12 protein-coding genes are annotated in these 13,053 nt (G+C 61.3%); 3 read left to right on the forward strand and 9 right to left on the reverse strand.

Annotated features, from left to right (window positions below; translation table 11 throughout):
* Positions 1 to 60 precede the first annotated feature (60 nt).
* The 7 genes from CFI11_RS13335 to CFI11_RS13365 all read right to left on the reverse strand — a co-directional run bounded on the left by CFI11_RS13335 (position 61) and on the right by CFI11_RS13365 (position 8,339).
* Complete coding sequence (locus tag CFI11_RS13335; RefSeq protein ID WP_130406729.1) at positions 61 to 639, reverse strand: holin family protein; 579 nt, start codon at positions 637 to 639, stop codon at positions 61 to 63.
* Complete coding sequence (locus tag CFI11_RS13340; protein ID WP_130406731.1) at positions 630 to 1,241, reverse strand: holin-associated N-acetylmuramidase; 612 nt, start codon at positions 1,239 to 1,241, stop codon at positions 630 to 632. Before CFI11_RS13340 ends, CFI11_RS13335 begins: the two co-directional genes overlap by 10 nt.
* A gap of 267 nt (positions 1,242 to 1,508) precedes the next feature.
* Positions 1,509 to 1,955, reverse strand: a complete 447-nt coding sequence (ccmE, locus tag CFI11_RS13345; protein WP_130406733.1) for a cytochrome c maturation protein CcmE — start codon at positions 1,953 to 1,955, stop codon at positions 1,509 to 1,511.
* 7 nt (positions 1,956 to 1,962) lie between these two features.
* On the reverse strand, positions 1,963 to 2,991 hold the full coding sequence (argC, locus tag CFI11_RS13350) for an N-acetyl-gamma-glutamyl-phosphate reductase (protein ID WP_130406735.1): 1,029 nt from the start codon (positions 2,989 to 2,991) through the stop codon (positions 1,963 to 1,965).
* Between the two features lie 152 nt (positions 2,992 to 3,143).
* Positions 3,144 to 3,953 (reverse strand): glutamate racemase, encoded by an 810-nt coding sequence (gene murI / locus CFI11_RS13355; RefSeq protein WP_130406737.1) that lies wholly within the window; start codon positions 3,951 to 3,953, stop codon positions 3,144 to 3,146.
* Between the two features lie 6 nt (positions 3,954 to 3,959).
* Entirely contained in the window at positions 3,960 to 4,838 is an 879-nt protein-coding gene (locus CFI11_RS13360) for a lysophospholipid acyltransferase family protein (RefSeq protein ID WP_130406739.1), read from the reverse strand.
* 78 nt (positions 4,839 to 4,916) lie between these two features.
* Complete coding sequence (locus tag CFI11_RS13365; protein ID WP_130406741.1) at positions 4,917 to 8,339, reverse strand: indolepyruvate ferredoxin oxidoreductase family protein; 3,423 nt, start codon at positions 8,337 to 8,339, stop codon at positions 4,917 to 4,919.
* Positions 8,340 to 8,509: 170 nt separating this feature from the next.
* On the opposite strand from CFI11_RS13365, the gene CFI11_RS13370 reads away from it, so the two are divergent.
* Positions 8,510 to 9,415 (forward strand): LysR family transcriptional regulator, encoded by a 906-nt coding sequence (locus CFI11_RS13370; protein WP_130406743.1) that lies wholly within the window; start codon positions 8,510 to 8,512, stop codon positions 9,413 to 9,415.
* A 268-nt stretch (positions 9,416 to 9,683) separates the two neighbouring features.
* A complete protein-coding gene (locus CFI11_RS13375; RefSeq protein ID WP_130406745.1) occupies positions 9,684 to 10,064 on the forward strand; it encodes a PRC-barrel domain-containing protein in 381 nt (126 codons plus the stop codon).
* Between the two features lie 102 nt (positions 10,065 to 10,166).
* Here CFI11_RS13375 and CFI11_RS24325 read toward each other — a convergent pair whose 3' ends face one another.
* Together CFI11_RS24325 and CFI11_RS13380 are read right to left on the reverse strand one after the other, a co-directional pair.
* Positions 10,167 to 10,343 carry a hypothetical protein gene (locus CFI11_RS24325; protein ID WP_165390259.1) on the reverse strand — a complete coding sequence of 59 codons (177 nt, stop codon included), beginning with the start codon at positions 10,341 to 10,343 and terminating at the stop codon, positions 10,167 to 10,169.
* A 125-nt stretch (positions 10,344 to 10,468) separates the two neighbouring features.
* A complete protein-coding gene (locus CFI11_RS13380; protein WP_130406747.1) occupies positions 10,469 to 10,729 on the reverse strand; it encodes a hypothetical protein in 261 nt (86 codons plus the stop codon).
* A gap of 132 nt (positions 10,730 to 10,861) precedes the next feature.
* Between CFI11_RS13380 and purL the strand changes: the two genes are divergently transcribed.
* Positions 10,862 to 13,021 carry a phosphoribosylformylglycinamidine synthase subunit PurL gene (gene purL / locus CFI11_RS13385; RefSeq protein ID WP_130406749.1) on the forward strand — a complete coding sequence of 720 codons (2,160 nt, stop codon included), beginning with the start codon at positions 10,862 to 10,864 and terminating at the stop codon, positions 13,019 to 13,021.
* Positions 13,022 to 13,053: the final 32 nt, after the last annotated feature.

Here is a 13,053-nt window from a genome sequence, read left to right on the forward strand (position 1 = left end):
CAGCGGCCAATCGAATTCGCCCCCTCCCCCGGATCACATTGTCGCGCCTTTGCCGCAACCTCAGGCTTGCCGGATCGCCTTCCAGTCCTCCAGCGCCTTGTTCAGCTCCGGCCGCACCGCGGCAACCGCCAGCTCCGCATCCGGCCCCGGATCCGCAGCGCCCGGGCTGCCCGCGCTCATCGTCCTCAACTTGCCAATATTTTCAATGACCTGAGGTGCCCTTGCCATCGTGGCCGCGATGTCTTTCTGAAAGCTCTGCGCCTTCATCTGATGCCGTGCCCCGAAATAGAACGACACGATCACGCCCAAAAGCCACCAGAGCGGTTCCGGCACCAGCGCGATGCCCTGCATCCGCGCCGCGAACCACAAGGGATCCACCATCGCCGCCACGAACAGGCCCAGCGTTCCCAGCGCCAGCGCCGGGCGCGGCAACCGGTTCACGCCGTCCATGATCCGGTCAAAGACGCCCTTCCGCGGGACCAGGAATTCCTGCCCGAATTGCCGCATCGCCTGACCCTGGACAGTGGCCGCGCGCTCCGCCCCCGCCTCCGCGTTCTCCCGGAACACTTCCGCCGTTTCCGCCACCACATTGCGCCCGCCTCCAAAGACGACGGACAGGATCCGCTCGATCAGCCCCATGATGCGACCCTCCTTTGAAACTCCGCCGGGCTCATGTGATAGCGCGGCGACAGAAACTCCTCCGCCCGCTTGATCCAGCCCCCCTTGCCGCCCTTCCGGGTCCTCGCGTATTTCCGGCTCGCCGCGCGCCGGTCCGCGATGCGGAAATAGTAATTCCTTCGCGCCACCCCGTAGGCATCCCGAAACGCCACCCCGTCCGGCTTTGCGGCATCCTGTGCCGCCCCGATGGTCTGCGGCCCGATCGCCCCGTCCACCGCCACCGCATAGCCCATCTCCCGCAAGAGCCTCTGCAGGATCTTCACCGCGTTGCCGCCCGCATTGACATACATGTCAAACACGCTCGCCTGCACCACCACCGGCAAGTCCGCGATCCTGGGCCTTTCAAAGTAATGCCGGATAAAGATATCGACCGCCTGCCCCCGGCTCAGCGCCCTCACATCGGCCACGCCCACCGCTCCGTCTCCGGTCAGATCCAGCCCCAGCCGCCGCATCGTGTGAATGGTCACGCCGTATTTCGTGGCCCCGCCCGGATCGTCCGGGTCGTTAACGAACCCGCCTTCCCGCTCGACAATCTCTTCCGCAATGTCCCTGACGCTCTGCATCCCTGGTCCTCGCCTCAACCTCGCGAGCACCCTGCCCCATTAACGTTAACGCCCCGCGTCCCGAGCGTACGTTGCGCCCGCCAGCCTCTCCCGTCCTTCCGGCTGCGCACCCTGACCAAACCACCGCGCATCCAGACGAAGGCGCCCCTCCTTCATCTTGCCAGATAAACTCCCGCCGGAGGCCGCGCCCCCTCGGGGGGCGCTCTGCCACGCTCACAACAAAAAGGTCGCCCGAACCGGACGGCCTCCCGCAAGCGACAAAGCCTCTCAGGTCTCGCCGGGCTCCTTATAGACGCCCTGTTCCTTCAGCGCGTCCACGACCTCCGCCGGCATATAGGTCTCGTCATGGCGGGCCAGAATCTCAGTGGCGCGGAACACCCCGTCCACGTAACTTCCGGTCCCGACCATGCCTTCATTTTCGTTGAAAAGATCCGGCAGCACGCCCGTGAAGGTCACCGGAATGCTCGCGCCTCCGTCGGTGACCGAAAACCGCACCGTCTCTCCCTGTCCGCGCACGATCGACCCTTCCTCCACCAGCCCTCCGATCCGGAACACCTCCGTCGGTTCCGGCGGCTCCGCGACGATCTGGCTCGGCGCCCGGAAAAAGTTGATCCCGTCGCGCATCGCATATCCGATCAGCGCGGTCGACAGGGCCAGCGCCACGCTGGCCACCAGGATCACCTGGATACGACGTTGTTTTTTCAGCCCCTTCATCGTCACCTCACGGGAACAGCGGGGCCATCATAAGGCCCGCGATTTCATCCTCACCTAACATCAGATTGGCGTTTTGCAACGCCTGCCCCGACGACCCCTTGGTCAGGTTGTCGAGCGCCGCAATCACGATCGCCCGCCCCGGGATCCGGTCCGATGTTACTCCAATATGACAGAAATTCGACCCTCTGACATCATGTGTGCTGGGCATCGCGCCAAAGGGCAGCAACTGCAAAAACGGCTCGTCGGCGTAGGCCGTTGCCAGCGTCTCGTAAATCTCTGCCGCCTCGCCTTTGACATAGACGGTCGCCAGGATCCCGCGGTTCGCCGGGATCAGATGCGGCGTGAACTGCACCTTCACCTCCCGCCCCGCGATCTTCGAGAATTCCTGATCGAACTCCCCCAGATGCCGGTGCGTGCCGCCCACCGCATAGGCATTGGTGCCCTCGCTCAATTCCGCATGCAGCAGGTTTTCCTTCAGCGCCCGCCCCGCGCCCGAGACAGCGCATTTCAGATCCAGGATGATCTCATCCAGATCAATCACACCCGCCTCGATCAGCGGACGCAGCGCGAACTGCCCTGTCGCCGCATTGCAGCCCGTACCCGCAACCAGCCGCGCGGTGCGGATCTCGTCGCGGTAAAACTCCGTCAGCCCGTAAACCGCCTCCTCCTGCTGTTCGAGAGCGGCATGCGGATTGCCGTACCAGCGTTCATATTCCTCCGGGTCGCGCAGCCGGAAGTCGGCCGACAGATCCACGATCTTCAGATCGCCGGGCAACTTCGCGATCACCTCCTGGCTCGTCTTGTGCGGCAGCGCGCAAAAGCACAAGTCAATGTGCGAGAAATCGATCTCGTCGATTTTGCACAATGTCGGCAGATCGAGATGGCGCAGAAAGGGAAACACCTCTGCCATACCCATCCCGGCCTTCCGCTCCGCCGCAAGGGCTGCAATCTCCATCCCCGGATGGGAGGAGATCAGCCGCACCAACTCGGCCCCGGTGTAACCGCTCGCACCCAAAATCGCGATTTTGTGGGTCATTCGTTCATCTTTCTTAACGGGTCGGGACTTGTTTGAGCGGCATTCCGTACAAAATCACGTACGAAATGCCCAAAGTCCCTGATTTAGGTCAAATCTGAAATGTATCTTTGGGGTCGTTTCGTACGAAATGCCGTACGGTTCGCCCAAACGCCTCAGGCGGCGGAAAACGAGATCCGTCGTCGCAGAAACTGCGTCGCCCGGTCACTCACCCGCCCCGGATCGCCGGTCGTCAAATAGGCCGCCTCCCCCGCGCCCGCCATTTCCGGCCGCCGCTCCAGGTAATCGGCAAGGCTGTCGGCGACGAGGTTCGCCTGGCTGAAGACCTTCACCTCCGGCCCCAGCGCGTCCTGAAAAACGTCCTGCAAAAGCGGGTAATGCGTGCAGCCCAGAATGGCCGCCTCGGGCTTGGGCATCTTGCGTTTCAGTGCCTCTACATGGCTGCGCACCAGCGCCTCGGCAAGGATCATATCCCCTTCCTCGATGGCATCCACGACCCCGCCGCATGCTTGAGCTTCGACGTCTACCCCTATGGCACGAAACGCTAATTCCCGCTGGAAGGCCCGGCTCGCCACCGTTGCGGGCGTCGCAAACAGCGCCACATGCTGCACCGCAACCTCGCGCGGCGGAGAATTGTCGCCCCAGTGCCGTTCCGTCAGCGCCTCGATCAGCGGCACAAAGACACCCAGCACCCTCTTGCCCTCCGGCACGCCCGCCTCCTGCATCCGGCGCAGCGCCGCCGCACTCGCCGTGTTGCAGGCCAGCACCACAAGGTTCGCGCCTCGATCCCAGATCCGCTGTACCGCATCTTTGGTCAGTTCATGGATATCGTCGGCATCCCGCACGCCATAGGGCGAATGCGCATGGTCCCCGAAATAGATGAACTCCATCTCCGGCAGCCGCTTGCTCGCGGCGTCAAGCACGGTCAACCCGCCCAGACCTGAGTCAAATATTCCAACAGCCATAATGGTTTAGGCGCGATGCCGTTCCTCGAATTCGAAGCCGTAGTCATAAGACTTGAGCGGCGTTGGAGACAGCTCATACGTGGCTTTGCGCAGGAAATCCATCATCTCTTTGGCGTCCTTGGCCATCGGATCCAGCACGTCGCGCCCAATAGGTTCCCCCACTACGACCTTGACCGGCGTGTCCACACGTTTGCGAAACTCCTTGATCAGCAGCCCCATCCGCAATGTCTGGTGCAGGTGACTCGCAATCTGAAACATGCGCGACGTGTGCCCTTCGAAAAACACTGGTATAACAGTGGCTTGGCTCTTTGCCACCATCCGAGCCGTAAACCCGCGCCAGCCCGGATCCATGGGTTGGGCAAAGGGCTTGACCGCCGTGCTGACCGTGCCTCCGGGAAAAATCCCAATCGCCCCGCCTTCGCCCAGATAGCGCAGCGATTCCTTGCGGGTGGCGATATTCTGCTGCACCGCCTCCTTCGTCTCATCGAAGGAGATCGGCAGGATGATCCGGTTCAAATCCTCGGCCTTGCGGAACACCCGGTGGGCCAGAATGCGAAAATCGCCCCGCACCATCTGCAGGATATGCCCCATCATCAGCCCGTCGAGAATGCCATAGGGATGGTTCGCGATCAGGATCAGCGGCCCGGTTTTCGGAATGAAATCAAGGCTTCCGCCCGTGACGTCCAGAGACAGCCCATAGCGCTCGACCATCACCTGCCAGAAATCACGTCCAGCCGCCACTTCGCGTTCATACCCATCCGCCCGCTTGATCAGGCGCAGCCGTCCGGTCGTGTTTTCCATCAGGCGGATCATGGCGCGACCGCTCTTGGTTGCAGCGGAATGCGCATACGTAATATCGCGGGCAATATGGCGTTTGGACACCATGCAACTCTCCATCCAGTGATCCGCTATTTAGAGCGGAGCACCTTATTTGCATAGCCCTTATGACATGCCTGTGACGCTTTACTCTGCCGCCTGCGCCAGCTCAGCACCACCCTGCCGGATCGCCGCCAAAAGCTCCTCGCGCCGTTTGGCGGCCTTGGCCTCGTTGGCCTCCTTCACCGGGCCAAAGCCCCGGATCTGCAGCGGCAGTTCGGCCAAGGCGATGATCGCATCCCGCGTACCTGCTGTCAGCTTGGGTAGCACCTCCCGCAGATCGGCCTCGTATTGCTTGATCAGCGCCCGCTCCATCTTGCGCTCCGCAGTGTAGCCGAAGATGTCGAGCGGCGTGCCGCGCAGCGCCTTGAAGCGGGTCATGATCCGCAGAGGCTTTTGCATCCACGGACCGAATTCCCGCTTCATCGGGCGACCGTCCTTGCCCATCTTGGAAATGATCGGCGGAGCAAGATGGAAGGTCATGCGAAAATCGCCCTCGAATTCCGCCGCGGCCTTTTCCTGCGAGGTGAGCAAGAGCCGCGCCACCTCGTATTCATCCTTATAAGCCAAGAGCTTATGGTAACCTTTTGCCACGGCCTCCCTGAGCACGGCATCTTCGATTCCGTCCAGCATCTTGCGGTAGCGTTTGGCCAGCCGCTTGCCCTGATAGGCCACCAGATGATCGGCGCGGAAGGCGATTTTCTCGTCCAGCGTCTTTGGCAATTCGATCACGTTGGGCGTCAGAAGCGCCTCCGCCTCGGCGGGGAACAACACGGCCCAACGCCCGATCTCGAAGGCGCGCAGATTGCGCTCGACCGCCGCACCGTTGAGGTCGATGGCCTGCGTGATGGCCTCCTTGCTCAGCGGGATCAGCCCGCGCTGCCAGGCCGCGCCGAAGATCATCATGTTGGAAAAGATCGAATCCCCCATCGTCGTCTTGGCCAGATCCGATGCATCGAACATCGCAACCCGGTCCTTCAACCGCGCTTCCAGCGCAAGCGTCAGCCGGTCGGAGGGCAGCGCGAATTCGGTGTCACGCGTGAAGTCTCCGGTGATGATCTCGTGAGAGTTCACCACCGCGCCCGTGCGCCCCGCCTTGGTCAGCCCCAGCGTCTTGGCACCCGCGCTTACCACCAGATCCCCGCCAATCAGCGCGTCCGCCTCTCCGGTCGCGACGCGTATCGCACTGATATCGTTGGGATCATTGGCGATACGGCAATGGATATGCACAGCACCGCCCTTCTGGGCGAGGCCCGCCATCTCCATCATGCCGGCACCCTTGCCGTCGATTTGAGCGGCCTGTGCCAGCACCGCGCCGATGGTCACGACGCCCGTACCGCCGACGCCCGTGATCACCACGTTATGCGTGCCGTCGATCTGGGGGATCTGTGGCTCCGGCAGGTCCGGCAGCTTCAACTCGGTCGTCGCCTCCTTGCGAACCTTGGCGCCTTCCAACGTGACAAACGACGGACAAAACCCTTTGATGCAAGAGAAATCCTTGTTGCAGCTCGACTGATCAATGGCCCTCTTGCGCCCCAGCTCCGTCTCTTTCGGCACGATCGAGACGCAGTTCGACTGCACCCCGCAATCGCCGCAGCCTTCGCAGATATCGGTGTTGATGAAGACGCGCTTGTCGATGTCCGGGAAGGTGCCCCGCTTGCGCCGCCGCCGTTTTTCCGCGGCACAGGTCTGGATGTAGATGATAGCGCTCACGCCCTCATGACCGGCATAGGTCTTCTGCACCTCCATCAGGTCCGCGCGCTCGTGCGTTTCTACCCCTGCCGGGAAGGCCTTGAGGTCCACATCCTCTTTGTCGTCATAGACCACCGCAATATGCGGCACGCCCATCGCCTTCAGCTCCTCCGCAATGCGGTAGGCCGACAGATCGCCCTCGTTCCCCTGCCCGCCGGTCATCGCAACCGCATCATTATAAAGGATTTTATAAGTGATGTTGGTGCCCGCCGCCAACGCTGCGCGGATCGCCTGCACGCCCGAATGGTTGTAGGTGCCGTCCCCCAGGTTCTGGAACACGTGCGGGGTTTTCGAGAACGGCGCCTCGCCGATCCAGTTTGCACCTTCACCACCCATATGGGTATAGCCCAGCGTCTCGCGGTCCATCCACTGGACCATGTAGTGGCAGCCGATCCCCGCATAGGCGCGGGAGCCGTCGGGCACCTTGGTCGACGAATTATGCGGGCAGCCAGAGCAGAAGTAGGGCAGCCTGGCCGCGATATCCTCGGCATTGTCGGCGCGCCGCGCCGCATCCAGCGCCGCAAGACCTGCGCGGATGCCGTCCGTGTCGCGCCCCTCCTCGATCAGGATATCGCCCAGTTTCTCGGCAATCATGATCGGGTCGAGCGCGCCACGTGTGGGAAAGAGCTCCTCCCCGTGCATCGAGCCGGCGCCACCGCCCTTATGCCAGCCCCAGACGCGGCGGCCCCGGCGGTCATCAAAGATCGCTTCCTTGATCTGCACCTCGATCAGCTTGCGTTTTTCCTCGACCACGACTATCAGGTCTAGGCCCTCCGCCCAGTCGTGAAAGCCCTTCATGTCCAGCGGGAAGGTCTGGCCCACCTTGTAGGTCGTGATGCCCAGCCGCTCCGCCTCAGTCTCGTCGATGTTGAGCAGGTTCAGCGCATGGACCAGGTCGAGCCAGTTTTTGCCCGCCGCAACAAAACCAATCTTGGCGCCCGGCTTGCCCCAGATCCGCCGGTCCATCTTGTTGGCGTGGGAAAACGCCTCGGCTGCAAAGCGTTTGTGGTCGATGACCCTGGTTTCCTGCGCGTGCGGCGTGTCAACCAGACGGATGTTCAGCCCGCCCTCGGGCATGTCGAAATCGGGGCGGATCAGCTTCATCCGGAACGGATCACCGTCCACGACGGCCGTCGCCTCGATCGTGTCCTTCATGGTTTTCAGCCCGACCCACAGGCCCGAGAAGCGCGACAGGGCGATACCGTAGATACCGTAATCCAGGATTTCCTGCACGCCTGCGGGGCTGACCACCGGCATGTAGGCATCGACCAGCGCCCATTCGGACTGGTGCAACACGGTAGAGCTTTCGCCGGTATGATCATCGCCCATCGCCATCAGCACCCCGCCCAGGGGCGACGTTCCGGCCATGTTGGCGTGCTTCATCGCATCGCCTGACCGGTCCACGCCCGGCCCCTTGCCGTACCACAGGCCAAAGACGCCATCATATTTGCCCTCGCCCCGCAGCTCCGCCTGCTGGCTGCCCCAGAGCGCGGTCGCGGCGAGATCTTCGTTCAGCCCGAACTGAAAGGTGACATCGTGGGCTGCCAGCTGCTTTGCGGCGCGGGTCATCTGCAAATCGACCGCCCCCAACGGTGATCCCCGATATCCCGTCACCAGCCCTGCAGTATTGTGCCCGTCCGCGCGATCCCTGACCTTCTGGCTCAGCATCAGGCGCACAAGCGCCTGTGTGCCGTTCAGCAGAACCGGTGACTTTTCCAAATCGAACCGGTCGTTTAAGGATATCTTCTGCGTACTCATCTGGCGCCTCCCCACGTCGGATTAGTCTTGCACATTGCGTCCAATATTAGGTCACAATTGCTGACCTGAACAGGAAAAAGTTGCCGCCGCGTCGTCAAAAATAAAAGTTGTATGCAGCGCTTACCTTTCCTTTCATATAGGGCGGGGGCAGAGTTTCGAAAGTTACGGGTATGGACTGGGACAAGCTTAGAATCTTTCACGCAGTCGCCGATGCGGGCTCTCTGACGCATGCGGGCGATAAGCTGAATCTCTCTCAATCGGCGGTCAGCCGGCAGGTGCGCGCGCTTGAAGAGGCCCTGAACGCGACGCTTTTCCATCGCCATGCGCGCGGACTGATTCTCACCGAACAGGGCGAATTGCTGTTCGACGCCACGAAATCCATGACCAAACGGCTCGATGCGGCCTCTGCCCGTATCCGCGACAGCGAAGAAGAAGTGTTCGGAGAGCTGCGGGTCACGACCACCTTCGGCTTCGGTTCTCTCTGGCTGGCGCCGCGCCTGCCCAAGCTTTATGAGAAATATCCCGATCTCAAGGTCGATCTGATGCTTGAGGAGCGTGTTCTGGATCTGCCCATGCGCGAGGCCGACGTGGCCATCCGCATGAAAGAGCCCAGCCAGGCAGATCTGATCCGCAAGCGCCTGATGTCGGTGCGCATGTGTCTTTTTGCGTCCCGCGACTATCTCGACCGCGAAGGCACGCCAGATGATATCAGCGACATCGCTGACCACCGGCTGATCTGTCAAAGTCCCAGCTCGGCCCAGGTGGCTGCGGGCGCGTCACTGGTGCAGCATCTAATGACGTTCAACATCCGGTCATCCCTGACCGTGAACAATTATTTCGGCGTGCTTCAGGGCGTGATCCACAATCTGGGCATCGGTGTACTGCCTGATTATGTCACCGAAGACTTCCCAGATCTGGTTCGGGTGATGCCAGAGATCGAGTCGGCCGATGTCCCGGTATTTTTGGCTTATCCCGAGGAACTGAGGCATTCGCAGCGCATCGCCGCGTTCCGCGACTTTGTCCAGGATGAGATCATTTCACACCGCAAGCAGTTGAGGCAGCTTGGAAAAATCTGAGCTATGCGAAAAATGCATGCCCGCCATGCTGCATCCGCGGCGTAAATATCCTTGATCGTTTAAAGACTGCCACCTAAATCCGCAATTGAAGTTGGACGCGCCCAGTTGCGCATCATCTTCATACCTCCCTGTTGGACTTCGGCCGAGCTTAGTGCTCGGCCTTTTTTTTGACGGTCGAGGGATGACATTCCACTTTATGTTAATATGGTGGAACTCATGCGGTCGCTTGATCGTTTAACTTGTATAAACGTATTCAGTGGAGAGTCTTATGAAACGCTATGCTTTTGCCCTGTCTTTAAGCATGCTTGCAGCAACAAGCGCTGCTGCGCAGATTTTTGACGAAAGTCAGACACGCGGCGACTCAGGGGAAACTTACGCGCAAGAAAACGCAGAGTTCATTGGCGCAACCGTCTTTGACCGGAATGGCACACGTATCGGTGTCGTGACGGATGCACAAGGACAGCCGGGCACGCCGCGTTCCATCCTGATCCGGTTCGATCCCGGCGTTTCAGATCGGTATCAAGGCATGCGGTTTCCGCTGTCTGAGCGTTATGAAACCGAAGGGCGCATCATCCTGCGCGAAAGCCAGTCTGAATTGATTGCAACGCTTGACCGTATTTCGGCGCGCCGCGCTGCGGCTCAAAACTAATAAAGAAGCTGTGTGAAGGGCAGGATGTGCGTCTGCCCGGAAAAGTACAGGAGGCGTCGACACGACCGTGTTGGACGCCTCCGTCATATCTGAATAGGTCTTTTATTTCGCAGCAGCCGCGTTGGCTGCCTCAAGACGTTCCGCGATCCCGTCCCGTGACAGCGCGGATTTTTTGGTGTTCGTCTTCCTGTGCTTTTCGGTCACCCGGGCACTGATGTAGCCAAAGGCCACGGCAAACCCCAAAGTACCGAATGTCAGGATTCCAAGTCCGATATCCATGTCGTCTCCTATCGTTTACCTTACGTGAAGAATACGGAGCGACAAAAAAGATGGATCAGAAATACATTAAAAAATATCAAATTTTTCAATGGCATACACATGTATACCAGGACTGATCGAGAGATCTAGGCGATAATCGCGATCACGCCCAGCCAATAAAGCGCCATACCGATCAGCCCGAACTGGGCAGCGAAAAGGCTGAACAAAAACAGTAAAACCAGGGTCACGGCCGTGAACCAGATCTGCTGACGCGCGGGCAAGCTCGCAATATCGGCCACCACATCCGAAGAGGATCGGCCAATCCAAAGCCCGCCGATCAGCGCGGCTGCAACATCCCTGCACCGCATACCCAGTGTTTCGAAGAATACTGAAGGGGTCTTTGCCATCTCCAAACGCTCCTTCTGTCCACAATGGTACACATACCATACATCTTTACGCAGAGACAACCGTCGCGCTGTCCCCCTTCCCTGCACGCCCGACCTGCCTTAAAGGGAGGCGCAGTCGCCAAGGGGAGAGACATGCAAGAGCCCGCCATCACGCCGGACCTGATCGATAGCCACGGGCTCAAGCCCGACGAATACCAGCGCATCCTCGACATCATCGGGCGGGAGCCGACGTTTACGGAATTGGGCATCTTCTCGGCCATGTGGAACGAGCATTGTTCCTACAAATCGTCCAAGAAATGGCTGCGCACCTTGCCCACGGACGGCCCGCAGGTGATCTGCGGCCCGGGTGAGAATGCCGGCGTGGTCGATATCGGCGACGGGCAAGCCGTGGTCTTCAAGATGGAGAGCCACAACCACCCCTCCTACATCGAACCCTACCAGGGCGCTGCGACCGGCGTGGGCGGCATCCTGCGCGACGTGTTTACCATGGGCGCGCGGCCCATCGCCTCCATGAACGCGCTCAGCTTCGGGGAGCCCAGCCATCCCAAGACCCGTCAGCTTGTCAACGGCGTGGTCGAAGGCATCGGCGGCTACGGCAACGCCTTCGGCGTGCCCTGTGCGGGCGGAGAGGTGCGCTTTCACCCCGCCTACAATGGCAATTGCCTGGTGAATGCCTTTGCTGCCGGTCTCGCGGATGCCGACAAGATCTTTTACTCCGCCGCCTCCGGTGTCGGCATGCCAGTCGTGTATCTGGGCGCCAAGACGGGCCGCGACGGTGTGGGCGGCGCCACCATGGCCTCGGCTGAATTCGACGACACGATTGAAGAAAAACGCCCCACCGTGCAGGTCGGCGATCCCTTCACCGAAAAGAGGCTGATGGAGGCGTGTCTGGAGCTGATGCAGACAGGCGCCGTGATCTCCATCCAGGATATGGGGGCTGCAGGCCTCACCTGCTCTGCCGTGGAAATGGGCGACAAGGGCAACCTGGGCGTGCGGCTGAACCTCGACGACGTGCCCTGCCGCGAAGAAGCGATGACCGCCTACGAGATGATGCTGAGCGAAAGCCAGGAGCGGATGCTCATGGTGCTCAAGCCGGAGCTTGAGGCGGAGGCCAAGGCCGTCTTCGACAAATGGGACCTCGATTTCGCCATCGTGGGCGAGACCATCGCCGAAGACCGCTTCCTGATCGTCCATAACGGCGAGACAAAGGCCGATCTGCCGCTCAAGGCCCTGTCGGGCAACGCCCCCGAATATGACCGCCCCTGGGAACCGACCCCGCCGGCCGAACCGCTGGCCGACGTCCCGCAGATCGACCCGATCGACGGGCTGAAGGCCCTGATCACCTCGCCCAACTACGCGGCCAAGCAATGGGTTTACGAGCAATACGATACCATGGTCATGGCCGACACGGCCCGCACGCCGGGGATCGGCTCTGGCATCATGCGGGTGCATGGCACCGACAAGGCGCTGGCCTTCACCTCTGACGTGACACCGCGCTATGTGCGCGCCAACCCGGTCGAAGGCGGCAAACAGGCCGTCGCCGAAGCCTATCGCAACCTTACCGCCGTGGGGGCCACGCCGCTGGCCACCACCGACAACCTCAACTTCGGCAACCCCGAAAAGCCCGAGATCATGGGCCAGTTCGTCGGCGCCATTCAAGGCATCGGAGAGGCCGTCGCGGCCCTCAACATGCCCATCGTTTCCGGTAACGTGTCGCTCTACAACGAAACCGACGGTGCCGCGATCCTGCCCACGCCCACTATCGGCGCCGTAGGCCTGATCGCCACGCCTGACCACATCATCGGAACCGAGGTGCGCGAGGGCCATGTCGCACTCCTGCTGGGTGAAACCACCGGCCACCTCGGCCAATCCGCTTTGCTGGCCGAAGTATTCAACCGCGAAGACGGTGACGCCCCGACGGTGGACCTTGAAGCCGAAGCCAAGCACGGCGATTTCATCCGCACCCATGCCAAATACATCAAGGCCTGCACCGATCTGGGCGATGGCGGGCTGGCGCTGGCGGCGTTCGAGCTCGCCGAAGGCTCCGGCGTGGGCGTCGTGCTCGACAGTGACGACACACCCACCCTCTTTGGCGAGGATCAGGCGCGTTACCTGATCGCCTGCAATTTCGACCAGGCCGAATGGCTGATGATCGAAGCAGGCCGCGCCGGCATCCCGATCCAGTCCGTGGGCCGCTTCACCGGCGATTGCGTCCGCATGGGCGGGGCCGAGGCCCCCCTCGCGGACCTCTCCGATCTCTACCGCGGCAGCTTCGCCGCTGCACTGGCCTGAGGCGCGGGCTCTCTTGCGCCCGCCCCGGCCCC

This window comes from Thalassococcus sp. S3, assembly GCF_004216475.1.
Lineage (GTDB): Bacteria > Pseudomonadota > Alphaproteobacteria > Rhodobacterales > Rhodobacteraceae.

Bases quoted from the DNA above. Each gene is read 5' to 3' on its own strand.
- CFI11_RS13375 (WP_130406745.1), top strand. From the start codon at position 9,684: ATGAAACGCTATGCTTTTGCCCTGTCTTTAAGCATGCTTGCAGCAACA.
- CFI11_RS24325 (WP_165390259.1), bottom strand. From the start codon at position 10,343: ATGGATATCGGACTTGGAATCCTGACATTCGGTACTTTGGGGTTTGCC.
- CFI11_RS13370 (WP_130406743.1), top strand. From the start codon at position 8,510: ATGGACTGGGACAAGCTTAGAATCTTTCACGCAGTCGCCGATGCGGGC.
- CFI11_RS13335 (WP_130406729.1), bottom strand. From the start codon at position 639: ATGGGGCTGATCGAGCGGATCCTGTCCGTCGTCTTTGGAGGCGGGCGC.
- murI (WP_130406737.1), bottom strand. From the start codon at position 3,953: ATGGCTGTTGGAATATTTGACTCAGGTCTGGGCGGGTTGACCGTGCTT.
- argC (WP_130406735.1), bottom strand. From the start codon at position 2,991: ATGACCCACAAAATCGCGATTTTGGGTGCGAGCGGTTACACCGGGGCC.
- ccmE (WP_130406733.1), bottom strand. From the start codon at position 1,955: ATGAAGGGGCTGAAAAAACAACGTCGTATCCAGGTGATCCTGGTGGCC.
- CFI11_RS13340 (WP_130406731.1), bottom strand. From the start codon at position 1,241: ATGCAGAGCGTCAGGGACATTGCGGAAGAGATTGTCGAGCGGGAAGGC.
- purL (WP_130406749.1), top strand. From the start codon at position 10,862: ATGCAAGAGCCCGCCATCACGCCGGACCTGATCGATAGCCACGGGCTC.
- CFI11_RS13360 (WP_130406739.1), bottom strand. From the start codon at position 4,838: ATGGTGTCCAAACGCCATATTGCCCGCGATATTACGTATGCGCATTCC.
- CFI11_RS13365 (WP_130406741.1), bottom strand. From the start codon at position 8,339: ATGAGTACGCAGAAGATATCCTTAAACGACCGGTTCGATTTGGAAAAG.
- CFI11_RS13380 (WP_130406747.1), bottom strand. From the start codon at position 10,729: ATGGCAAAGACCCCTTCAGTATTCTTCGAAACACTGGGTATGCGGTGC.